This is a genomic window from Citrobacter sp. Cpo126, assembly GCF_030332445.1.
Taxonomy (GTDB): Bacteria; Pseudomonadota; Gammaproteobacteria; order Enterobacterales; family Enterobacteriaceae; genus Citrobacter; species Citrobacter portucalensis.
Genome location: NZ_JAOWHT010000036.1, coordinates 170,351 through 194,006 on the forward strand (window position 1 = coordinate 170,351; position 23,656 = coordinate 194,006).

The following is a 23,656-nucleotide window of genomic DNA, read 5'->3' on the forward strand; positions in this document are numbered from 1 at the left end:
ACTAATTCGGGTGCTCACAAAGTGGGGCTAAATAATCGAATAACAAACGTGAAGACAACAACGTGTCGCCACAGGCACGCACGGGAATAATGGGCATTAACGCGTTACAGACGACGATTTCATCAGCCTGCATTACCTCCTCCAACCCGGCATACACTTCGACAATACTGAATGGCGATTGTGCCAGCATCCGGATACAGAATTGTCGCATAATACCGTTCACTCCGGCCTGGTCCAGCCGGGGCGTGTAAACCACATCGCCTTTACGCCAGAACAAATTAGCCGCACAGCATTCCGTAACCCATCCCTCACTGTCAAGGACCAGCGCTTCATCTGCGTCCGTCTGCTCAAGATGAGAGCGAATCAACACCTGCTCCAGTCGATTCAGATGTTTAAGTCCGGCAAGTAGCGGATTACGCCCCAGTCGCACTGGGCTTAGCGCCAGCGTAATGCCTTCTTGTCGCCAACGATCGTAATGATCGGGCCAGGCTGAAACGGAGAGGATGCGTGTGGCACTATGACAATTTTTGCCACTGTAACCCCGGCCTCCACTGCCACGGCTGATAATCACTTTCAACACACCGCGTACGTGCCCTTTCGCCAGCATTTTCATTTCATTTTGCAGCTCGGACCAATCTTCAAAAGAGATCAGCAGTTTTTGGCAAGCGTCTTGTAAACGCTCAAGATGCGCTGCAAAGAGAGGGATTTCACCGTCGATAATACAGGCAGTGGTAAAACAGCCATCACCAAATTGGGTCGCTCGATCGCTTGCGGCCAGCATATCTTGCTCGCAGCCATTAATTAAGAACATGGTGGCTCCTTATTTCTGGTCCGCTAGTTTGGCAGGATGAGTAACACAGGACAAGGGCGGAAAACCGAATAAAAAAAGGCCCGACAAGCGGACCTTTTCAATTTGCTATCGATGCTAGCGCATCACCTGACGGACTTAAATCTTTTTAAAGATCAAAGAGCCGTTGGTACCACCGAAGCCAAAGGAGTTACACAGCGCATACTCCAGACCACTAACCTGACGCGCTTCGTGAGGTACGAAGTCCAGGTCACAACCTTCATCCGGGTTATCCAGGTTGATGGTTGGCGGAATAGCCTGATCGCGCAACGCCAGGATAGAGAAAATTGACTCTACCGCGCCCGCCGCACCCAACAGGTGTCCGGTCATGGATTTAGTGGAGCTTACCATTACACGGCTTGCCGCATCGCCAAAGACAGATTTCACTGCCTGGGTTTCAGCTTTATCGCCTGCAGGCGTAGACGTACCATGTGCGTTGACATAGCCAATCTGACCCGCTTCGATAGCCGCATCGCGCAGTGCGTTGACCATTGCCAGCGCAGCGCCTGCACCGTTTTCCGGTGGCGACGTCATGTGGTAAGCATCGCTGCTCATACCGAAGCCAACGACTTCAGCATAGATTTTTGCACCGCGCGCTTTCGCATGCTCGTACTCTTCCAGTACCACCATGCCAGCGCCGTCGCCCAGCACAAAACCGTCACGCTCTTTGTCCCATGGGCGGCTTGCCGCTTGTGGATTATCATTACGCGTAGACAGTGCACGTGCCGCGCCAAAGCCACCCACACCCAACGGCGTACTGGCTTTTTCAGCACCACCCGCAACCATCGCGTCTGCGTCGCCGTATGCAATGATACGTGCGGCATGACCGATGTTATGCACGCCTGAAGTACAGGCGGTCGCGATGGAGATGCTTGGCCCTTGCAGGCCGTACATGATGGTCAGGTGACCAGCCACCATGTTAACAATCGTCGACGGAACGAAGAACGGGCTGATCTTACGCGGTCCACCGTTTACCAGTGAGGTATGGTTTTCTTCGATAAGACCGAGACCGCCAATACCAGAGCCGATAGCGGCGCCAATACGATGAGCGTTCTCTTCCGTAATTTCGAGGCCAGAATCCTGCATGGCCTGAACGCCAGCGACAATTCCATATTGAATGAAGGCATCCATCTTGCGCTGTTCTTTACGCGAGATAATGTCTTCACAGTTAAAATCCTTTACTAAGCCAGCAAATTTCGTTGCATAGGCGCTAGTATCGAAATGGTCGATCAGGCTGATGCCACTCTGACCGGCAAGGAGAGCTTTCCAGGTAGACTCTACGGTATTGCCGACAGGAGACAACATGCCCAGTCCGGTCACAACTACACGACGCTTAGACACGGTTGTCCTCCAGGGAGGGAAAATAATTCAAGTGGGATAAAAAGATAAAACTCAGGCGGTCGAATGACCGCCTGGAGATGTTCACTTACGCCTGGTGGCCGTTGATGTAATCAATGGCAGCCTGAACGGTAGTGATTTTCTCAGCTTCTTCGTCCGGAATCTCAGTATCAAACTCTTCTTCCAGAGCCATTACCAGCTCAACGGTGTCAAGAGAATCTGCGCCCAGGTCTTCAACGAAGGAAGCATTGTTGGTTACTTCTTCCTGCTTAACGCCCAGCTGTTCGCCGATAATTTTCTTAACGCGTTCTTCGATAGTGCTCATACTCTTAAATTTCCTATCAAAACTCGCTTTCGCGATGGTTTTCGTAGTGTATAAAATGTTGAAAAATTTGCAACTAAATCCCGGCAGGTCTTACCACGATTTTACGTTATTTTGAGGCCAAGACCTACAATAACGCAAATATTTTTCATCGTGGTTAAACCATGTACATCCCGCCGTTGACGTGCAAAGTCTCACCTGTGATGTAACTTGCTTCGTCAGAAGCTAAAAATGCAACCGCACTGGCGATTTCCTGAGCGCCACCGAGGCGACCCGCAGGAACCTGCGCCAGAATACCCGCACGCTGATCATCAGACAGCGCACGCGTCATGTCCGTTTCAATAAAGCCCGGAGCAACAACGTTTACAGTAATGCCACGAGACGCAACTTCGCGCGCCAGTGATTTACTGAAGCCGATCAGACCCGCTTTCGCCGCAGCGTAGTTAGCCTGACCCGCATTTCCCATGGTACCAACCACAGAACCGATAGTGATAATACGCCCATGACGCTTTTTCATCATAGCTCGCATTACCGCTTTTGACAGACGGAAAACAGATGACAGGTTGGTTTCGATGATATCGTTCCACTCGTCATCTTTCATGCGCATTAACAGGTTATCACGAGTAATCCCGGCATTATTGACCAGGATATCGACTTCACCAAATTCTGCGCGAATATTTTCCAGAACAGATTCGATAGATGCCGGATCGGTCACATTCAACATCAGACCTTTACCATTTGCACCTAAGTAATCGCTAATGGCCTGCGCGCCGCTTTCGCTGGTAGCAGTACCGATAACTTTCGCGCCACGGGCAACAAGTGTCTCAGCAATTGCGCGGCCAATGCCACGGCTTGCACCGGTAACCAGCGCGATTTTTCCTTCAAAACTCATGGTCTTCCTCTTTTATTGCTCTAGCGCCGCAGACAGTGCCGCCGGCTCATTCAGTGCCGAAGCAGTCAGGGTGTCAACAATACGTTTCGTCAGACCGGTCAGAACTTTACCCGGACCGACTTCATACAGGTGCTCTACGCCCTGGGATGCCATAAATTCAACGGTTTTAGTCCACTGAACCGGGCTATACAGCTGACGAACCAGCGCATCGCGAATTGCGTCTGCCGTGGTCTCGCACTTCACGTCGACGTTGTTCACAACCGGAACAGTCGGCGCGTTAAAGGTGATTTTCTGCAGCTCAACGGCCAGTTTCTCAGCGGCAGGCTTCATCAGCGCGCAGTGAGAAGGAACGCTGACCGGCAGCGGCAGCGCACGCTTAGCACCCGCGGCTTTACATGCAGCACCAGCACGTTCTACGGCTTCTTTATGCCCGGCAATAACCACCTGACCCGGTGAGTTAAAGTTTACCGGTGAAACCACCTGGCCTTCGGCAGACTCTTCGCACGCTTTAGCGATAGCGGCATCGTCCAGACCGATAATAGCAGACATGCCGCCAGTGCCTTCCGGAACCGCTTCCTGCATGAATTTGCCACGCAGTTCAACCAGACGTACGGCATCGGCAAAACCGATAACACCCGCACATACCAGCGCAGAATATTCGCCCAGGCTGTGACCCGCCATCAGCGCAGGTGTTTTACCCCCCTGCTGCTGCCATACGCGATAAAGCGCAACGGATGCGGTCAACAGCGCGGGCTGCGTCTGCCAGGTTTTATTCAGTTCTTCAGCCGGACCTTGCTGAGTCAACGCCCACAGATCATAGCCCAGTGCAGCTGATGCTTCAGCAAATGTTTCTTCAACAATTGGGTAGTTTGCTGCCATTTCAGACAACATCCCAACGGTCTGGGAACCCTGCCCCGGAAACACAAATGCAAATTGCGTCATGATTAAATCCTTATACTAAAAACGAACCAGCGCGGAGCCCCAGGTGAATCCACCCCCGAAGGCCTCAAGCAATATCAACTGCCCAGCTTTAATACGCCCGTCGCGGACGGCTTCGTCCAGCGCGCACGGTACGGAGGCAGCAGAGGTATTACCATGTCTGTCGAGCGTCACGACAACATTATCCATCGACATACCCAGCTTTTTAGCTGTCGCGCTGATAATGCGCAGGTTAGCCTGATGCGGCACCAGCCAGTCCAGCGCAGAACGGTCGAGATTATTGGCTTCCAGCGTTTCATCAACGATGTGCGCAAGCTCGGTCACCGCGACTTTAAATACTTCGTTACCCGCCATCGTCAGGTGGATCGGGTTTTCCGGGTTCACGCGATCGGCGTTAGGCAGCGTCAACAGTTCGCCGTAGCGACCGTCAGCGTGCAGATGCGTGGAGAGAATGCCTGGCTCTTCTGATGCGCTCAGTACAACCGCACCAGCCCCATCACCGAAAATAATGATCGTTCCGCGATCGGTTGGATCGCAGGTACGGGCCAGGACATCGGAGCCAACGACCAGAGCATGCTTAACTGCGCCAGATTTAACGTACTGGTCGGCAACGCTCAGGGCGTAAGTGAAGCCAGCACAAGCGGCTGCAACGTCAAACGCTGGACAGCCTTTGATCCCCAGCATACTTTGGATCTGGCACGCCGCGCTTGGAAATGCGTGAGTGGATGATGTGGTAGCAACCACAATCAGACCAATTTGTTCTTTGTCGATGCCCGCCATTTCAATCGCACGGTTTGCGGCGGCAAAGCCCATCGTCGCAACTGTTTCATTTGGCGCTGCAATATGGCGTTCACGGATACCTGTACGAGTGACGATCCACTCATCAGACGTCTCAACCATTTTTTCCAAATCGGCGTTAGTACGCACTTGTTCAGGCAGATAGCTGCCAGTACCAATAATCTTCGTATACATGTACGCTCAGTCACTTTTTGGTTATATACCGCTACGAGCAAATCGCTGATACGTTGGCCACATTCACAAACGCACCGTTATCTGTGTGCTCGTGATTTTGCGCTTTCGCCACCGTCCAGCAGTTCGAATCCAGCTGGGTATACAGATTCCAGGCGAGCGGCAATTCGCTGAGGAACTTGTCGCTGCACCGCCTGCACTGCCTGTTCAATCGCGACTTCAAATGCTCGCTGATTGGCCGCACCATGACTCTTAATCACCGTGCCGCGCAATCCTAACAGACAGGCGCCATTATACTGGTCGGGGTTGAGGTGACTAAATCGCCTTGTCAGGCTTTTTTGTAACCAACGTTTTAATAACAGCAGCCACCACGACCGTTTTTTGCCCTCACCCTGAGATTTCAGCAGTGAAAGGAACATTCTGACAACACCTTCCATCGTCTTTAATGTGACATTACCTGTAAAACCGTCACAGACCAACACATCGGTTTTGCCAGTCAGTAACTCATTGGCTTCAAGATAGCCGATATAATTAATGGAAGGGATTGTTTTTAGCACAGCTGAAGCATCTCGAATACTGTCGAGACCTTTCGTTTCTTCTTCGCCGATGTTGAGTAACGCTACGCGAGGATTGGCAATGCCAACAACCTCTTCTGCCAGCACGGAACCCATGACGGCAAATTGCACCAACATCGTGCTATCACAATCTACGTTGGCGCCCAAATCCAGCACCACCGTTTTGCCCTTTTGCTGATGAGGTAACACCGTCACCAACGCAGGACGCTCAATCCCCTCAAGAGGTTTGAGCAATAACTTCGCAAGTCCCATGAGTGCGCCCGTATTACCGGCGCTGACACAAGCTTGTGCCTGACCTTCTTTCACGAGCTCCAGGGCAACACGCATTGAGCTTCCACGACTGGCGCGAATAGCTTGCGAGGGCCGGGCATCACTGGCAATAACTGACTGAGCAGGGATAATCTGCAGACGCGAACGTTGTTCGAAGTCAGCTTTGGCAAGTAATGGCGTGATTGTATCGGGATCCCCGACTAAAAGAAGTGTGAGTTGCGAATTAGAATTCAGTGCCTGCAATGCTGCAGGCACTGTCACGGTAGGGCCAAAATCTCCCCCCATGACATCTAACGCCAGGGTTAGACGTGTCAAGGTATCGTCGCTGCCCGGTTAGGTGTTTCCCCAGTTACCCGGGGAAAGCCTCACTAAGCTTCATCACGCGTTCACTCTTTGTCTTTCTCACCAGAAGTGGGAAAGCCATTGAGTCATGCGTGATTACTTAGCGATTACCTTACGGCCACGGTAGAAACCGTCGGCAGTGATGTGGTGACGCAGGTGTTGTTCACCAGAAGTTTTGTCTACAGACAGGCTGGTGACTGCGGTCAGAGCGTCATGAGAACGACGCATGCCACGTTTGGAACGGGTTGGTTTATTCTGTTGTACGGCCATGGACCTTACTCCTCAATTACTTACGCTTTAAGCTGGCTAATACGGCAAATGGGTTTGGTTTTTGCGCTTCATCAGGCAATTCGCCAAAGACCATGTCCGCCTCGGACACTTCACAGTGTTCAGAATCATGCACCGGAACTACCGGCAAGGAGAGGATAATCTCATCTTCAACCATTGCAAGCAGATCGATTTCACCGAATTCGTTAACCTCAATCGGCTCATACGCTTCCGGGAGTGCTTCAGCCTGCTCGTCAGAACGGACAGGACTAAAACAATATGTTGTGTGAACATGAAGTGGGAACGGTTTCCCGCAACGCTGACATTCGAGCGTAACCGATACCTTCGCATCACCGGTTATAACGGCGAGACGCTGGTTATCGATAGCGAACGACATGGAGCATTCCACATCACTGTCCACACTGACTACAGAATCGGCGACGCGCTCAACCAGATCAGAAGTATAGATACCTTCATAATCGAGGCGTTTTTGAGCCGTACGAACCGGATCAAGAGTCAGGGGTAATTTTACCTTTTGCATAGGGCGCGCATATTAACTTTGTAACGTCATATAGTCAAAGAAAAAGGCAGCCTGTGGTTGCCTTTTGCCAATAATTCGCACACATTGCGGGTCATCGACTTAAAATCACTCAAGACAAGCCACTACAGCCAGCTTGTAGGTCGAAGTCCATAGTTTAAAATGGCTCTCATCAATACGCTATATGCGAGGGAAAAAATATGCCTCAACTTATTCTTGCTTCTACCTCCCCCTGGCGTCGCGCTTTACTCGAAAAACTGGCAATCCCGTTTGAATGCGCTGCGCCAGAGGTTGATGAAACGCCGTTGCCCGGCGAAGCACCACGCCATTTAGTCTTGCGACTGGCGCAGAAAAAAGCGCAATCTCTCGCCCACCGTTACCCATCGCATCTGATTATTGGCTCCGATCAAATTTGTGTTCTTGATGGTGAAATAACCGGCAAACCATTAACTGAAGAAAATGCCCGCCAACAATTACTCAAAGCCCGTGGCAATATTGTGACGTTTTACACCGGACTGGCGCTGTATAATTCTGCGACCGGACATTTACAAACTGAAGTAGAACCTTTTGACGTCCATTTCCGTCATTTAAGCGAGGCGGAAATTGATGATTATCTGCGCAAAGAGCGCCCGCTTCATTGTGCAGGTAGTTTCAAAAGTGAAGGGTTAGGTATTGCACTCTTTGAACGCCTGGAGGGTCGTGACCCAAATACCCTGATCGGTTTGCCGCTTATCGCGTTGTGTCAAATGCTGCGGCGGGAAGAGATGAACCCGTTGAATGCCTGATTGATCTGCCTGATGGCGACGCGATGCGTCTTATCAGGCCTACGGTGCATCACACGGTTGTAGGCCTGATAAGCAACGCGCATCAGGCTTTACTGCGTAAAACCTCGAGGCAGCGCTTCAATTGCTTATCCATCGGCGCCTCAATACGCATCACTTCACCCGTTCCAGGATGGGTAAATTTCAACGCTGCGGCGTGCAGGAAAAGTCGATTCAACCCCGTATCCGCCAGTTGCTTATCGAACTCACGGTCACCGTAGCGATCGTCAAAAGCAATTGGATGACCGGCATACTGGGTATGCACACGAATCTGGTGCGTACGTCCGGTCACCGGGCTACAGCGCACAAGCGTGGCAAACGCATAGCGCTCTTCCACTTTAAAACGTGTTTCTGACGGTTTGCCTTCCTGGTTCACCCGCACGATACGCTCGCCACTTTGCAGAATGTTCTTTAACAGCGGCGCCTGCACGGTTTTGACATGCGACTGCCATTGACCTCGAACCAGCGCGAGATAGTCTTTCTGCATGCCTTTTTCACGCAGTTGTTCATGCAATAAACGCAAGGCTGAGCGTTTTTTGGCAACCAGCAGCACGCCGGAGGTATCCCGGTCGAGGCGATGCACCAGTTCAAGGAAACGCGCTTCCGGGCGCAGTGCTCGTAATCCTTCAATGACGCCAAAGCTTAACCCGCTTCCGCCATGTACGGCCGTACCTGAAGGTTTGTTAAGCACCAGAATGTGGTCATCTTCATATAAAATGACGTCGGTCAGCGCCGCGACCTTTTGCAGGTTCGGTGAAATGGCCTCTTCTTCACGTTCAGCGACACGCACAGGTGGAATACGCACAATATCCCCGTCTTCGAGTTTGTACTCGGGTTTAATGCGTTTTTTATTCACCCGCACTTCGCCTTTACGCAAAATGCGATAAATCATACTTTTCGGCACGCCCTTAAGCTGGGTGCGCAAAAAGTTATCGATGCGTTGCCCTGCTTCGTCGGCAGTAATGGCAACTGTTTTTACGGCTGGAGTCTCTGTTTTCATGGGGGCCGATTTTAAATAGCCATCAAGATTCGCGCCACACATTTTTCTATGCTTATATTAACTGCTATACCCTATTACTTAAGTTTGACATAGCCGATTTGGTGGTTATTAAAGCAATCACTACGCGGAAGTGAAAAAACTGTGAGTAACCGGGTGATAAATGGCAAAAGTCATCTTGCTATAACAAGGTTAGCAGTGGAATAATGAGGTTGTTTCCGTGTTGAATCTTGTTAAAACAAGAACTTTTCCGGAATGACCCAATTTTGCCCGACCGATCATCAACGCAGCAATGGCGTAAGACGTATTGATCTTTCAGGCAGTTAGCGGGCTGCGGGTTGCAGTCCTTACCGGTAATATGGAAGCTTTTCTGGAGAGTAACACCCAGACTGTTCCCCTGATAATTGCGCTGTGTTTCCGTATGAAATGCAGGCAACCGACACTCTGCGCCTCTTTGAGCTGACGATAACCGTGAGGTTGGCGACGCGAATAGACACGAGGCCATCGGTTCACACCCGGAAAGGCATTACTCTGCCCGCAGCTTAGTCGTCAATGTAAGAATAATGAGTAAGTTACGATGAAAAGAATGTTAATTAACGCAACTCAGCAGGAAGAGTTGCGTGTCGCCCTTGTAGATGGGCAACGTCTGTACGATCTGGATATCGAAAGTCCTGGACACGAACAGAAAAAAGCCAACATCTATAAAGGCAAAATTACCCGTATTGAACCGAGTCTGGAAGCTGCTTTTGTTGATTACGGCGCTGAACGTCACGGTTTCCTCCCGTTAAAAGAAATTGCCCGCGAATACTTCCCCGCTAACTACAACTCCCATGGTCGTCCCAACATTAAAGACGTGTTGCGCGAAGGTCAGGAAGTCATCGTTCAGATCGATAAAGAAGAACGCGGCAATAAAGGCGCTGCGCTGACTACCTTTATCAGCCTGGCGGGTAGTTATCTGGTTCTGATGCCGAACAACCCGCGCGCGGGCGGTATCTCCCGTCGCATTGAAGGCGACGACCGTACCGAATTAAAAGAAGCGCTGGCAAGCCTGGAACTGCCTGATGGCATGGGCCTTATCGTGCGTACCGCAGGGGTCGGCAAATCCGCCGAAGCGCTGCAGTGGGACCTGAGCTTCCGCCTGAAGCACTGGGAAGCGATTCAAAAAGCCGCTGACAGCCGCCCTGCTCCGTTCCTGATCCACCAGGAAAGCAACGTTATCGTTCGCGCTTTCCGTGACTACTTACGTCAGGACATCGGCGAAATCCTTATCGATAACCCGAAAGTGATGGAGATGGCGCGTCAGCACATCGCCGCATTGGGTCGTCCGGATTTCAGCAGCAAAATTAAACTGTACACCGGCGAAATCCCGCTGTTCAGCCACTATCAGATCGAGTCTCAGATTGAGTCCGCATTCCAGCGCGAAGTACGTCTGCCGTCCGGCGGCTCAATCGTTATTGACAGCACAGAGGCCCTGACCGCTATCGATATCAACTCCGCGCGTGCAACTCGCGGCGGCGACATCGAAGAAACTGCGTTCAACACTAACCTTGAAGCAGCCGATGAAATTGCCCGTCAGCTACGTCTGCGCGACCTCGGCGGTCTGATTGTAATCGACTTCATTGATATGACGCCGGTTCGCCACCAGCGCGCGGTTGAAAACCGTCTGCGCGAGGCCGTACGCCAGGACAGAGCGCGTATTCAGATCAGCCATATTTCTCGCTTCGGTCTGCTGGAGATGTCTCGTCAGCGTCTGAGCCCGTCTCTGGGTGAATCCAGCCATCACGTGTGCCCGCGCTGTTCCGGCACCGGTACCGTACGTGATAACGAATCACTGTCGCTGTCTATTCTGCGTCTGATCGAAGAAGAAGCACTGAAAGAAAATACGCAAGAAGTTCATGCTATTGTTCCTGTGCCAATCGCCTCTTACCTGCTTAACGAAAAACGTACCGCGGTTAATGCTATCGAAACGCGTCAGAATGGCGTGCGCTGTGTGATTGTGCCAAACGATCAGATGGAAACCCCGCACTATTCTGTGCTGCGCGTACGCAAAGGGGAAGAAACACCGACCCTGAGCTACCTGCTGCCGAAACTGCATGAAGAGGCAATGGCATTGCCGACGGAAGAAGAGTACGTCGAGCGTAAACAGCCTGAGCAACCGGCGCTGGCCACCTTCGCTATGCCAGACGTTCCGCCAGCCCCTGCTCTGCAGGAACCTGCCGCGAAAGCCGCCGCGCCTAAAGCTGCAGCAGCAACCGCAGCCGTTGCCGCACAGCCCGGTTTGATTAGCCGTTTCTTTGGCGCACTGAAGTCCATCTTCGGTGGTAGCGAAGAAGTGAAACCGGTTGAACAACCTGCGCCGAAAGCTGAAGAGAAAACCGAACGCCAGCAGGATCGTCGTAAACCGCGTCAGAACAATCGTCGCGACCGTAACGATCGTCGTGATAACCGTGATAATCGCGGTGACCGCGACAACCGTAGCGAACGTTCAGAAAACGGCGAAAACCGTGAAGATAACCGCCGTAACCGTCGTCAGTCCCAGCAGCAAAATGCGGAAGCTCGCGATAACCGCCAGCAAACCACTGATGTTGCAGACAAAGCGAAATCCGGTGATGAACAGCAGGCGCCGCGTCGCGAACGCAACCGCCGTCGTAACGATGACAAGCGTCAGGCTCAGCAGGAAGTTAAAGAGCTGAACCAGGCTGAACAACCTGTGCAGGATACTGAGCAGGAAGAGCGCGTACGTCAGCCTCAAACCCGCCGCAAACAGCGTCAGTTGACTCAGAAAGTTCGTTTCACAGACAGCCCGGCGGTTGAAGCCGAAGTGGCTACTGTTGCTGCAATCGCTGAAACTGCTGTTGCTCAACCAACAGAACAGCCGGTACCGGCACAGCGCACCGAACTGGCGAAAGTTGATCTGCCAGCCGTCGTTGCGACTGAGCAGGAAGACAACAGCGAAGCTCGTGACTCCAACGGTATGCCGCGTCGTTCTCGCCGCTCTCCTCGCCATCTGCGCGTCAGTGGACAGCGTCGTCGTCGTTACCGTGACGAGCGTTATCCGGTTCAGTCACCGATGCCGTTAACGGTCGCCTGCGCATCTCCTGAATTAGCGTCCGGTAAAGTTTGGATCCGCTACCCTGTCGCACGTCCTCAGGATCAGCAGGTTGAAGAACAGCGTGAACAGGAAATGGTCCAGCAGCAAGCTGCACCTGTCGCCGTAGAACCTCAGGTTGCTGCCGCTGCCGTTGAACACATTGTGGATACCCCTGCGCCGGTTGAAGCCGTGCAACCAGAGGTTGTCGTAGCTGAGCCTCAGTCCGCCGTTGTTGAAACCACACAGGTTGAAACCACGCATCCGGAAGTGATTGCGACCCCGGTCGAGGAACAACCGCAAATTATCGCTGCATCTGATGCGCCCGTAGCAGAAGAAATCGCCGCTGAAGCCGAACCTGTGGCTGACGTTGTGACTGCACCAGTTGCCGAAGAGCCTGCAGAGGTGGTTATTCCCCAGCCAGAAGTGGTTGAAGAGATTACTGAGGTTGTGGAAACAGCGCCAGTTGTTGAAGAGGTTGCAGCGCCGAAAGACGTTGTTGCCGCGCCTGTCGTCGAAACTGAAGTCGTTAAGGCTGAAGTTGTCGCAGCCAGCGCTGATGCTGAACACCTGCACAGCCATGCAACCGCGCCAATGACCCGCGCTCCGGCACCGGAATATGTGCCAGAAGCGCCGCGTCATAGCGACTGGCAGCGTCCGGCATTCGCCTTTGAAGGCAAAGGTGCCGCAGGTGGACACAGCGCAACGCATCAAGCGACTGCGCCAGCAACACGTCCACAGCCTGTTGAGTAAGCCATAATCAATATCAAAGCCGGCCCTCGGGTCGGCTTTTTTATATCTGATCTACACCTTTCATCCCCGTCAGCTGCGGCATAACATCCTTCATTAGGGCCAGAAACTTGCGTAAGCGGGTCGGATAGTAACGCGCCCACGGATAAACCAAATGTACAGGCAACGGCGCCGCATGCCACTCAGGTAGCAACGCAACCAGACGTCCATTGGCAATATCCTCCGCCACCATCCAGCTTGAAACAATTGTCACTCCCAACCCCGCCAGCGCGGCATTTCTTGCGACATAAATACTGTCTGTGCTTAATCTGGGTGAAATATTCAGCGTGACTGGCTCATTACGCAATTGGTGCAACAACGAAATGCTATGCTGATAAAACGTGTTCACGGCAATCCAGGGCAGCGCTGATAACTGCTCAGGATGAGAAAGCTCGCCATATTGCTCCAGCAGTCCTGGACTCACCACCATACTACGGGGAACTTCAGCCAGTAAGACGGAAACCGTGGCCGGATCCACCTCAGCACCAACCCTGATCGCACAATCAATATTATCGCTCAGAAAATCAACGGTTTTATCGTTGAGCATCCACTCTACTGCCAACTGGGGATAGCGCGAAAGAAACTGCAAAAGTGGCTCAAGTAGTTGTTGTTGCCCGAAGGCATGCGGTGCGCGGACTCGCAACGTCCCCACCGGTTCATCTTCTGTGACATTAAGTCCATCTTCCAGCGCCAGCCAGGCATCAATAATCTTCTTAGCATGCTGATAGCCTCTTTCGCCATCGTCGGTCAATTTCATCGCATGCGTGGTACGCATAAGCAGTTTCACACCCAGCAGCGTTTCCAGCGATTGCAGCCGTCGGCTAACGGTCGCCTGCGTCGTCCCTATCTGTTTTGCCGCTGCCGAAAGCGATCCTGCTTCAACAATACGTACAAACGTACGCATCAGCTCCACCCTGTCTATACGCTCATTTTTTATCATTTTCAGTTTCATCATACGCCTGACGTATAACTGTTTTACCACTGCGCTCGCTACCGCGCCACTCGCTGAAGGATAAAAATAGCCGCACATCCTGTGATTGAGGAATCATTTGTGAACACACATACCGCACTTTCCCGTTGGGTCATTTTTGTTCTGGCAATGGGCGCCGGATTCAGCGTGGCCGCTATCTACTACGCCCAGCCTCTTCTGCCTTTAATGGGTCAAGATCTGGCCTTAAGTCTCACCGGTATGGGGTTGGTCCCGACGCTGACCCAGGCGGGATATGCGTTAGGTATATTGTTTTTATTGCCATTAGGCGATCGTTATGACCGCCGGACATTAATCCTGCTGAAAAGCATCTCTCTTGCCGCGCTGCTGCTGGCCTGTAGCTTTACCGGTCAGTTGCATTCGCTATTACTGGTGAGCCTGCTGATGGGAATGGCGGCAACCATGGCACAAGATATTGTGCCTGCGGCGGCAATACTGGCGCCCGAAGGCAAGCAGGGAAAAACGGTGGGCACGGTGATGACGGGCCTTCTGCTGGGGATTTTACTCTCACGTACCGTCAGTGGACTGGTGGGCGAAGCGTTTGGCTGGCGCGAGATGTACCAACTCGCTGCCGTCAGCATTGCCGTAATTACCGCGATTATGTGGAAAGTACTGCCTCGCTTTACGGTCCATTCCACGTTGAGCTATCCATCATTAATGCTCTCAATGGCGCAACTTTGGCAACGATATTCCACCTTGCGCCGCGCAGCACTGGCACAAGGCTTTCTGTCCATAGCCTTTAGCGCCTTCTGGTCTACGCTGGCGGTAATGTTATCTGAGCATTACCACATGGGTAGCGCTATAGCGGGTGCTTTTGGTATCGCGGGGGCAGCCGGAGCGCTTGCCGCACCGATGGCGGGCCATCTTGCCGATAAAGTGGGTGCGGCAAAAGTGACGCAATTGGGTGCTTTGCTGGTAACGGTATCTTTCGCACTGATGTTTTTGTTACCCGCCCTGCCCGTTCAGGGGCAGTGGCTGCTCATCGCCCTTTCGGCTGTAGGTTTTGATCTCGGATTGCAATCCAGCCTGGTTGCCCACCAGAATCTGGTCTATAGCCTGGAACCTCTGGCACGAGGACGATTGAACGCTCTGCTGTTTACGATGGTGTTTATCGGTATGGCGCTGGGTTCGGTTCTCGGAAGTCAGGTCTACGCCCTGGCCAATTGGGAAGGTGTCGTTGCGTTGGCTACCTTCAGCAGTGCAATTGCGTTGGTCATAAGACTGACGGGGAACCCGTCGCTTAGTAATACGTCGGTTGCCTAAAAAAATGCCCGCTCCGGGGTGTTAAAGGAGCGGGCAGACAAACATACCCAGTTTCAAGATATGTTTCAAAACGAGGCGTTAACGATTGAGCTGGAACAACGACATTCCCTGCATATCGGTAAACGCTTTGTATGATGCCTGTAGCGCAGCTTGCTGCATGACATAAGACGAGATCGCGGCGTTCCAGTCGACATCCACCAGATTACTCATCTGCTGAGTTTGGCCTAATGCACGATCGGCACCCAGTGAATCCAGCGAGCTTAATTCACTCAGCTGCGTACCTAATTCTGCACGAACGGACAGGACGTTATTCAACGAGTTTTTCAGGCCACGGTTGGTTTTATCAATGGCAGCAGCGGCGGTAGCTTTTGCCACGTCATTACCCTCAATAGGGGTTTTGAGCGCATCAATAGCGGTATCCAGCATTTTGAACAGGTTCTTTTCCTGAGTGCCGCCACCAGGTTCCGGTACAGCGTTGCTGGTCAGGTTGGCGAATACTTTATCGCCAGTATGACCAATCACCATGGTTCGGGAGGCATCGACCTGTTGGGTAACGTTTGTTGTACCGCCGCTGTAAGCGCCATCTGCCTGGGCAAACGGTGCGGATTCTGTTTTATATCCACCGAAAATATAGCGACCATTACCGTCGGTACTGTTTGCCAGGTTCATCAGCTGATCGCGGATCCCCTGCAGGTCGGTGGCCAGCGATGCACGGTCATCATCACTTAACGTTCCGTTCCCGGCATAAACGATTTTTTCCTGTGCAGCCTGAATTGCCGTCGTCACCTGGCTCAGAACATTCTCTTCCAGCGACACCTTTTGCGTCGCGAATGAGCGTGCCAGCGTATATTGGCTGTTCTGCGCCTGAGCCTGAGAAAGTACCACGGCCTGCGAGGCGGCAATCGGATCGTCTGATGGGTTGATCACGCGTTTGCCCGTTGACATCTGCTCGCCGAACTTCATCCATTCAGCCTGAGAGTTAGTGATGCCACGCATATTCTGCTGGTACATCATCTGGGTGCTGATACGCATTGTGTCCCTCTCCCTTAGCGGATATTAATCAGTGCATCAAACAACGCATTCGCGGTCTGCAGCACTTGCGCGTTAGCCAGGTAATACTGCTGAAAACGCTGTAAATTACCGTACTCTTCGTCGAGGTTAACGCCGGAAATAGATTGTTGCTGCCGGTAAAGCTGTGTCACCACGTTGTTCTGGGTGGTGGCACTGGTTTTCAGCGTAGCGGTTTTGTTCCCGACATCGCTTACCAGCGTGGCATATGCATCGTTGAAGGTCTTATTGCCGACAGTCGCTTTGGTTTGCAGATCTAACAGTTTCTGACCGTTACGGTTGTCGCTCTTGCCTTTATCGATGGTGGGGTCCGTATCATTTTTAGACACTTGAGCCATGGCGATTTTCGACTCGTCGGTCACCATAACTTTCATATCAACGATAGCGTTACTCACGGGTTTTACAGTAAAACTGTCATTAGCTTTCGCGCCAGCATTAACGGTGATTTCCATCCCGTCAAAGGACATTTTTCCACCGGTCACGGTGGCTTTGAAGCTGGTATTATCCGCCAGGCGAGTAACCTGCCAGTCCGTCCCATCAAAAACGATTTTATAATCTGTCGCCTGCACAGCGGAGCTGTCAGTGATCTTAGCGCTTAACGATCCTGTACCCGTATTTTTCGCGTTGTTGAAGACTTCCGGGCTGCCGATAGCAAAGAAATCCTTACCCTGATCGCCGTTGGCATCAAAACCTTCTTTATGCTGGGCGTTAAATGCACTGGCAAATGCAAGCGCCAGTTGGCCGAGGGTATTACGCGTCTGATCCAGCTCCTGAGAACGGAAGGTGAGCAGTCCGCCCAGTGAACCGGTATTCAGCAGTTTCTCCGGAATTTCAACAGCTCCGGCAACGCCATCAACGTAGGCCACGGTTGTACGATTAGGGTCATCGCTGGAAGGCACTGCCGCCAGTTGACGCGCATTGCTGCCCTGCACCAGCGAATAGCCGTTGGCCATGGTCAGGTTGTAAGTGCCTCCATCCTGAATGCTGACTTCAACACCGACAATCTGATTCAATTCACTGACCAGCTGATCGCGCTGGTCAAGCAGGTCGTTAGGAGACGCACCTGCGCCGACGCCTGTCATACGAGAAATCTGGTCGTTGAGGCTGGCAATTTGTTTCGAATAGTTGTTGATCTGATCAACGCTGGCTTTAATCGCGGTATTGACCTGCTTATCCTGATCGCGCAGATACTGGTCGGTCGTTTTAAACTGATTTACCAATCCATCAGCTTTACCGATTAGCGCCTGGCGTGCCGCCGGATCTTCGGCGTTGCTGACCAGCGTTTGCAGGCTGGTAAAAAAGTCCTGCATGGAGGTCGAAATAGAACTGGTTTTGCTGGAGAGCAGATTGTCGATTTTTGACATTTGCTCATAACGTGTCGTCAGACCGCTGCTCTGGTTCTGCGCTGCTCGCAACTGGTTAGTGATAAAGGAGTCATATTCACGTTGTACACCAGAAACATAGACACCATTGCCTACCCAGCCCCCCGCACCCAGCGTGCTGTTCGCTTGCGCCATAATTGTCGTCTGTCGGGTATATCCGGCAACGTTATAGCTGGAGATGTTGTTACTGGCAGTATTCAACGCGGCCTGCGCTGCGCTGAGTCCACTCATCGCGTTATTAATCAAGCTGGACATGGAGGTTCCTTGTAATCCTTCAATACTCGTTATTATCGGCAGCAGGTCGGTAGACTTGAGCTATTTAAAAGAGATTATCGATGTTCGTGCTGTAGGTTTTGCTCACTTTTTCACTCATCGATTTCAACTGCTGGATCATGCTGGTTAATTTTCGCGCATAGTTAGGGTCCGTGGCGTAACCCGCATTTTGCAATGCCTGCGCCCCTTGCTCGGCTGTCGCGGCAGCGGTCACTGCCGCATAGCGCGGGTTACGCGATATCAGACCGACATAATCCGACAACGCCTCAAGGTAAGAGCTATAGACGCGGAATCTGGCTTTCACCTTTTTCGCCTCACCGTTCTCATATTCAGTCGTGGTGATTTCAGTGGTTGGACCTTTCCAGCTTCCTGAAGCCTTCACGCCAAAAATGTTAAAGCTCGGTTCACCGTTCTCACGGCGAATTTGTCGCTGCCCCCATCCGGATTCCAGCGCCGCCTGTGCCAGAATCAGATGATGCGGGACGCCGCTTTGCTGGCTGGCCAGCTTAGCCGGCAGCGATAGCTGGGCGAGGAAGTCTTTACTGTCACCTGACAGCGGCTCATCATTGCTTTCCGTCGCCCGGGGGATGGCTTTGCGGACCAGTTGCGTCAATGCCTGATTTTGATAGCTGGTCACCGTTTCCAGTGAAAACTTCATCGGCACCTGCGGCGCGTCATCCGCAGGTTGCGCTTGCCCTTCAGTCATCTGCTTGACCATCATTTCAGCCAGCCCCAGACCTTTGCCTGCGGTCATTTGCTGCGCAATTTGTTGGTCATACATACTGGTATACAAGCGCGTTGAATCGCTGCTAAACACGCCATCTTTCGGCAGCGCTTCACGCATGCTTTTCAGCATCATCTGCACGAACATCCCTTCAACCTGACGGGCGACCGGACGGATATTCGCCGCCGGATCCTGACCCGCTTTCGCTTTCAGTTCGTTCAGTGATTGCGCATCCCAGGCCGCGCTGGTCAGCAGTTTGCTGTCACCAATCATTAGATGATTTCCAGTTTGGCGCGTAAGCAACCCGCGCTCTGCATCGATTGCAGAATGGACATCAGATCCATCGGCGTTGCCCCCAGCGCATTCAGCGCACGCACCACATTGTTCAGGTTGGCGCTGGAACGCACGCTTTGCAGTGAACCACCGCTCTGGCGCAGGTCAATCTGGGTTTGTGGCGTCACCACGGTTTGTCCACCACCAAACGGTGTGTCCGGTTGGCTGACGTTCGCCTGGCGGTTCACCGTGATCGACAAGTTGCCTTGTGCCACGGCACAGCTATCCAGCGTCACTTCACGGTTCATGACGACAGATCCGGTGCGCGAGTTGATAATCACTTTCGCATCCTGCGGCGTGACGTTCACCTCAATATTCTGGATATCAGCGAGGAAACGCACCTGCGAGCTGTTGCCGCTTGGTACGCGAACCTGAATGGTTCGGGCATCCAACGCCGTTGCGCTACCAAAGCCACGCGCGCGGTTGATGGTGTCGGTAATCTGCTGCGCCATCGTGAAATCTTCATTATTAAGCTGCAGATTAATGGTGTTACCACCGCCGAACTGGCTGGGTAATTCACGTTCGATAATCGCGCCGTTGGTAATGCGTCCACCATTGAGCTGGTTAACCTGCACACTACTGCCACCTGCAGCCGCGCCCGCACCGCCCACCAAAATATTCCCCTGTGCCAAGGCATACACCTGACTATCGACCCCTTTTAACGGGGTCATCAGCAGCGTACCGCCGCGCAGGCTTTTGGCATTCCCCATAGAGGAAACCACCACGTCAATGGTTTGTCCCTGACGACCGAATGCAGGAAACGACGCGGTAACCATCACCGCCGCCACGTTTTTCAGCTGCATATTGGTGCCAGTTGGCACGGTTATCCCCAACTGCGAAAGCATGTTATTGAGCGTTTGCGTCGTAAACGGCGTCTGGGTGGTCTGGTCACCCGTACCATCCAGACCGACTACCAGCCCATAACCTATCAGCGAGTTTTCCCGCACGCCCTGAACGCTTGTCAGGTCACGAATACGGTCAGCATGCGCAAAGGTGGTTATCAGCACCAGTACCATTCCAACAAAAGATTTAAACACTGGGTACCTCGCTTACATCGGCGACAAGTTAAGGAAGAAACGCTGCAACCAGCCCATATTCTGCGCTTCATTGATGTAGCCGTTACCGACGTACTCAATACGCGCGTCCGCAACCTGGGTTGACGGTACGGAGTTGCTGCCACTGATGGTGCGCGGGTTAACGACCCCGGAGAAGCGAATGAACTCAGTGCCCTGATTAATGGCGATCTGTTTTTCACCCACGACATGTAAATTGCCATTCACCAGTACCTGATCGACCGTCACGGTCAACGTACCGCTGAAGGTATTGCTGGCGTTCGCGCCGCCTTTACCGTTAAAGGTGTTGCCGCCGGAGGCTTCTACGTCGGCACGTTCGTTACCAAACAGCCCTTGCAGGTAGCGCGGTACGGTATCAAAACCAAAGTTGGTCTTGCCGTCGCGGCTGGCGTTTGCCGAGGAGCTTTTGCTCGCGCTGACGTTTTCTTGCAATACGATGGTCAGCGTATCGCCAATATTGCGTGGACGACGATCTTCAAAGAGTGGCTGATAACCATAGTTAATCGGTTGTGCCGACTGGAAGATTGAGCCATTCGCCACCGGCGTCGGGCCTGGAACCGGCTGAGCAGACGTTGCGCCCTGCACGAGCGGCGTGGCCGGGATCCAGGCACATCCTGTTAGTGAAACCACCAGCAGGGCTAAAATTGGGTATGGGTGAAGCGCGTATTTTCGCATTGCGGTCATCTTCAAAATCAGTGTGCCGGTGAGGTTTTCACCCCACCGGACTCCACTTTAGAGTTGCGTCAGTTTTTGCAGCATCTGATCGGTGGTCGATACCGCTTTACTGTTGATTTCGTAAGCGCGCTGAACCTGGATCATGTTTACCAGCTCTTCCGCCACATTGACGTTAGAGGTTTCAACATAGCCCTGATACAGCAGACCCGCGCCGTTCAGCCCCGGCGTGCTCTCATTCGGCGCACCGGATGACTGCGTTTCGGTGTACAGATTCTCACCAATGCTTTCCAGACCGGTATCGTTCATGAAGGTTGTCAGGTTAAGCTGTCCTACCTGAACAGGTGCCGCCTGCCCCTGTTGGGTCACGCTGACAATACCGTCGCGTCCAATGGTGATACTGAGCGAGTTAGCCGGAATGGTGATGGCAGGCTGAACCTGAAAACCACCCGCCGTCACCAACTGACCGTTCTGATCCACCTGGAAAGAACCGTCGCGGGTATAAGCGGACGTACCATCGGGCAACATGACCTGGAAAAAGCCCTGGCCTTTAATCGCCACATCTTTACTGTTGTTAGTCTGCGACAGGTTACCCTGACTGTGTAAACGCTCGGTCGCAACCGGACGTACACCGGTACCAATCTGCAAACCAGACGGCAGTGTGGTCTGCTCAGAAGACTGTGCGCCAGGCTGACGAATCGTCTGGTACAACAGATCCTCAAACACGGCACGTTGGCGTTTAAATCCGTTGGTGCTGACGTTTGCCAGGTTGTTGGCAATCACATCCATGTTGGTTTGCTGTGCATCCAGGCCGGTTTTGGCGATCCATAATGAACTGATCATAAAATGTCCTGTATTAACTCATCGACAGCAGTTGGTTGGCGCGGCCCGCGTTATCATCCACGCTACTGATAATTTTCATCTGCATTTCAAAGCGGCGGGCGTTGGCGATCATGTCGCTCATCGCAGCAACCGGTTTAACGTTACTGCCTTCCAGCACGCCCGACATCACACGGATGCTGGGGTCGGCCTGTAACGTTGCACCGCGGGTAGCCTGCGCGGCCTGGGTCAGACGGAACATACCGTCATCGCCACGTTGCACTTCAAGCCCTGTAGCCTTCACCAACTTCAACCGTCCCACTGGCGCGACCGTATTAGCCGGATCGCCTGGGTTAAGTGCAGAAATTGTCCCGTCCGCCGCAATGGTGACTTCCGAGCCTTCTGGTACGGCTATCGGTCCGGCTTCGCCAATTACCGGGTGTCCCTGAATAGTCAGTTCACCCGTTGGACTTACCTGAATAGCGCCGTTACGGGTATATCCTTCGCTACCGTCTGCGGTCTGCACAGCCAACCAGCCATCCTGTTGCAGCGCCACATCCAGCGGGCGGGAGGTATAGTCCATCTGACCGGGCGTCATATCAGCCCCCGGCGTGGAGGCCACCACCAGCGTACGCGTCGGTAAAGACAATCCTTCTACAGGAACCGCGCGCAGTGCATTGAGCTGCGCACGAAACCCTGGCGTGGAGGCGTTTGCCAGGTTGCTGGCCGTCACCGCCTGTTGATTCAGCGTCTGACTGGCCGCGCCCATGGCGGTATAAATTGCGTGATCCATTAAGCCATCCCGTCAGGCGCTTAGCGCAGGTTGACCAGCGTGTTGAGGATCTGATCCTGGGTTTTGATGGTCTGCGCGTTCGACTGATAGTTACGCTGGGCGACAATCATATTCACCAGTTCTTTACTCAAATCCACGTTTGACGCTTCCAGCGCACCGTTGGTCAGCTTGCCGAAGTTGCCTTCGCCTGCGGTACCCAGCAGCGCCACGCCGGAAGACTGAGTCGCCGCCCAAACGTTATCGCCCTGAGACGCCAGACCTTCGTTGTTGGCAAAGTTTGCCAGCACGATCTGCCCCAGAACCTGTTGCTGTTCATTGGAGTAGTTACCGACCACCGTACCGTCATTGTTAATCTGGTAGCTCACCAGATCGCCCGGCTTGTAGCCGTTCTGATTCGTGGCAACGATGTTGTTGGCACCGGTGTTCTGCTGCATGGAGTTCAGGAAGCTCAGGGAGAAGTTCGCCGGAACTGCGCCATTGATCGGACCGGTTGTAATTTTGATATCCGTTCCTGCTGGCGTCCCAGTTGCCGTGGCGCTCATCCCTAAAAACGCGCCATTGTTGTTAAACTTCATAAACCCGGCTGATTTTGCAGCTTCGCCAGTTGAAGCATCCTGAGTGCGAATTTCCCAGGTGTTGCTCTCTGCGTTTTTGACATAAAAAATGTTCATGTCATGGGCGTTACCCTGGCTATCGAAAACGGTAACGGTGCCTTTTTTGTTGTAGGAATCCGCATCGCTTGGATTAAACGGGGTCTTGGCTGGCACTTTGTCAGTGGAGTTCAGGTTGACCTGCATTGACGCAGTGGTGGTTGATTTAGCCGCCATCAGCGTATTCGGGATAGTGATCGGTGCCGGGTTCGCACCCTGCTGTATGGTTGGCGGTGTACCGGTAGCCGGATAGCCCGTCAGCTGCAGCCCCTGCATGTTAACGATATTGCGGTTTTCATCGAGCTTGAACTGACCGTTACGGCTGTAGAAAACGGAACCGTTGCTGTCTACCATACGGAAAAAACCGTTCTGGCTGATAGCAACATCCAGACCACGTCCGGTGTTGGTGGTCGTACCGTCGGTAAAGTCCTGAGTAATACCCGCAACTTTAACGCCCAAACCGACTTTCGAACCGGCAAACATATCGGCAAAAGATGCCGTGCCAGATTTAAAACCGTAGGTGGCGGAGTTGGCGATGTTGTTACCAATGACATCGAGGTTGGTCGCTGCAGCGTTCAGACCGCTGACCGCTTGAGAAAAGGCCATGACTTACTCCTGATAAGT

22 protein-coding genes are annotated in these 23,656 nt (G+C 52.8%); 3 read left to right on the plus strand and 19 right to left on the minus strand.

Annotated features, from left to right (window positions below; genetic code table 11):
• Position 1: 1 nt before the first annotated feature.
• The 9 genes from pabC to yceD form a co-directional block, all read right to left on the minus strand.
• Entirely contained in the window at positions 2-811 is an 810-nt protein-coding gene (gene pabC / locus OGY17_RS15220) for an aminodeoxychorismate lyase (protein WP_032942963.1), read from the minus strand.
• 135 nt (positions 812-946) lie between these two features.
• Entirely contained in the window at positions 947-2,188 is a 1,242-nt protein-coding gene (gene fabF / locus OGY17_RS15225) for a beta-ketoacyl-ACP synthase II (protein WP_003036260.1), read from the minus strand.
• A gap of 85 nt (positions 2,189-2,273) precedes the next feature.
• Positions 2,274-2,510 (minus strand): acyl carrier protein, encoded by a 237-nt coding sequence (acpP, locus tag OGY17_RS15230; protein WP_000103754.1) that lies wholly within the window; start codon positions 2,508-2,510, stop codon positions 2,274-2,276.
• A gap of 154 nt (positions 2,511-2,664) precedes the next feature.
• Positions 2,665-3,399, minus strand: coding sequence for a 3-oxoacyl-ACP reductase FabG (gene fabG, locus OGY17_RS15235; protein WP_003036255.1), 735 nt, complete (start codon positions 3,397-3,399; stop codon positions 2,665-2,667).
• Positions 3,400-3,411: 12 nt separating this feature from the next.
• Positions 3,412-4,341, minus strand: a complete 930-nt coding sequence (gene fabD / locus OGY17_RS15240) for an ACP S-malonyltransferase (protein ID WP_003832182.1) — start codon at positions 4,339-4,341, stop codon at positions 3,412-3,414.
• A gap of 15 nt (positions 4,342-4,356) precedes the next feature.
• Positions 4,357-5,310, minus strand: coding sequence for a beta-ketoacyl-ACP synthase III (gene fabH / locus OGY17_RS15245; protein WP_003832181.1), 954 nt, complete (start codon positions 5,308-5,310; stop codon positions 4,357-4,359).
• A gap of 77 nt (positions 5,311-5,387) precedes the next feature.
• A complete protein-coding gene (plsX, locus tag OGY17_RS15250) occupies positions 5,388-6,467 on the minus strand; it encodes a phosphate acyltransferase PlsX (RefSeq protein WP_071846967.1) in 1,080 nt (359 codons plus the stop codon).
• A 123-nt stretch (positions 6,468-6,590) separates the two neighbouring features.
• Complete coding sequence (gene rpmF, locus OGY17_RS15255) at positions 6,591-6,764, minus strand: 50S ribosomal protein L32 (protein ID WP_003036242.1); 174 nt, start codon at positions 6,762-6,764, stop codon at positions 6,591-6,593.
• Between the two features lie 16 nt (positions 6,765-6,780).
• Positions 6,781-7,302, minus strand: a complete 522-nt coding sequence (yceD, locus tag OGY17_RS15260; protein ID WP_003036239.1) for a 23S rRNA accumulation protein YceD — start codon at positions 7,300-7,302, stop codon at positions 6,781-6,783.
• A gap of 197 nt (positions 7,303-7,499) precedes the next feature.
• On the opposite strand from yceD, the gene OGY17_RS15265 reads away from it, so the two are divergent.
• Positions 7,500-8,084 carry a Maf family protein gene (locus OGY17_RS15265; protein ID WP_003832177.1) on the plus strand — a complete coding sequence of 195 codons (585 nt, stop codon included), beginning with the start codon at positions 7,500-7,502 and terminating at the stop codon, positions 8,082-8,084.
• Positions 8,085-8,166: 82 nt separating this feature from the next.
• On the opposite strand, the gene rluC is transcribed toward OGY17_RS15265, so the two are convergent.
• Complete coding sequence (gene rluC, locus OGY17_RS15270) at positions 8,167-9,120, minus strand: 23S rRNA pseudouridine(955/2504/2580) synthase RluC (protein ID WP_219987824.1); 954 nt, start codon at positions 9,118-9,120, stop codon at positions 8,167-8,169.
• 574 nt (positions 9,121-9,694) lie between these two features.
• Here rluC and rne point away from each other — a divergent pair.
• Positions 9,695-12,958 (plus strand): ribonuclease E, encoded by a 3,264-nt coding sequence (rne, locus tag OGY17_RS15275; RefSeq protein WP_008784368.1) that lies wholly within the window; start codon positions 9,695-9,697, stop codon positions 12,956-12,958.
• Between the two features lie 40 nt (positions 12,959-12,998).
• Here rne and OGY17_RS15280 read toward each other — a convergent pair whose 3' ends face one another.
• The gene (locus OGY17_RS15280) at positions 12,999-14,024 is read right to left on the minus strand and encodes a LysR family transcriptional regulator (RefSeq protein WP_071845196.1); all 1,026 of its coding nucleotides are present in this window, start codon (positions 14,022-14,024) and stop codon (positions 12,999-13,001) included.
• Between the two features lie 21 nt (positions 14,025-14,045).
• Here OGY17_RS15280 and OGY17_RS15285 point away from each other — a divergent pair, with 21 nt between their 5' ends.
• Entirely contained in the window at positions 14,046-15,245 is a 1,200-nt protein-coding gene (locus tag OGY17_RS15285; RefSeq protein ID WP_020996496.1) for an MFS transporter, read from the plus strand.
• 78 nt (positions 15,246-15,323) lie between these two features.
• Here the strand turns inward: OGY17_RS15285 and flgL are convergent, their stop codons facing one another.
• From flgL to flgE, 8 genes are all read right to left on the minus strand, one after another.
• On the minus strand, positions 15,324-16,277 hold the full coding sequence (flgL, locus tag OGY17_RS15290; RefSeq protein WP_008784365.1) for a flagellar hook-associated protein FlgL: 954 nt from the start codon (positions 16,275-16,277) through the stop codon (positions 15,324-15,326).
• A gap of 14 nt (positions 16,278-16,291) precedes the next feature.
• Positions 16,292-17,950: a flagellar hook-associated protein FlgK gene (flgK, locus tag OGY17_RS15295; RefSeq protein WP_008784364.1), complete on the minus strand. Its 1,659-nt coding sequence runs from the start codon at positions 17,948-17,950 to the stop codon at positions 16,292-16,294.
• A 64-nt stretch (positions 17,951-18,014) separates the two neighbouring features.
• Positions 18,015-18,965 carry a flagellar assembly peptidoglycan hydrolase FlgJ gene (flgJ, locus tag OGY17_RS15300; protein ID WP_016152632.1) on the minus strand — a complete coding sequence of 317 codons (951 nt, stop codon included), beginning with the start codon at positions 18,963-18,965 and terminating at the stop codon, positions 18,015-18,017.
• Positions 18,965-20,041, minus strand: a complete 1,077-nt coding sequence (locus tag OGY17_RS15305; protein ID WP_050579918.1) for a flagellar basal body P-ring protein FlgI — start codon at positions 20,039-20,041, stop codon at positions 18,965-18,967. The genes flgJ and OGY17_RS15305 overlap by 1 nt, the downstream gene beginning before the upstream one ends.
• A gap of 33 nt (positions 20,042-20,074) precedes the next feature.
• Positions 20,075-20,773 carry a flagellar basal body L-ring protein FlgH gene (gene flgH / locus OGY17_RS15310; RefSeq protein ID WP_016152630.1) on the minus strand — a complete coding sequence of 233 codons (699 nt, stop codon included), beginning with the start codon at positions 20,771-20,773 and terminating at the stop codon, positions 20,075-20,077.
• 57 nt (positions 20,774-20,830) lie between these two features.
• Positions 20,831-21,613 carry a flagellar basal-body rod protein FlgG gene (flgG, locus tag OGY17_RS15315; protein WP_003036202.1) on the minus strand — a complete coding sequence of 261 codons (783 nt, stop codon included), beginning with the start codon at positions 21,611-21,613 and terminating at the stop codon, positions 20,831-20,833.
• A gap of 13 nt (positions 21,614-21,626) precedes the next feature.
• On the minus strand, positions 21,627-22,382 hold the full coding sequence (locus OGY17_RS15320) for a flagellar basal body rod protein FlgF (protein WP_003832161.1): 756 nt from the start codon (positions 22,380-22,382) through the stop codon (positions 21,627-21,629).
• 20 nt (positions 22,383-22,402) lie between these two features.
• On the minus strand, positions 22,403-23,638 hold the full coding sequence (gene flgE / locus OGY17_RS15325; RefSeq protein WP_286607740.1) for a flagellar hook protein FlgE: 1,236 nt from the start codon (positions 23,636-23,638) through the stop codon (positions 22,403-22,405).
• Positions 23,639-23,656 lie beyond the last annotated feature (18 nt).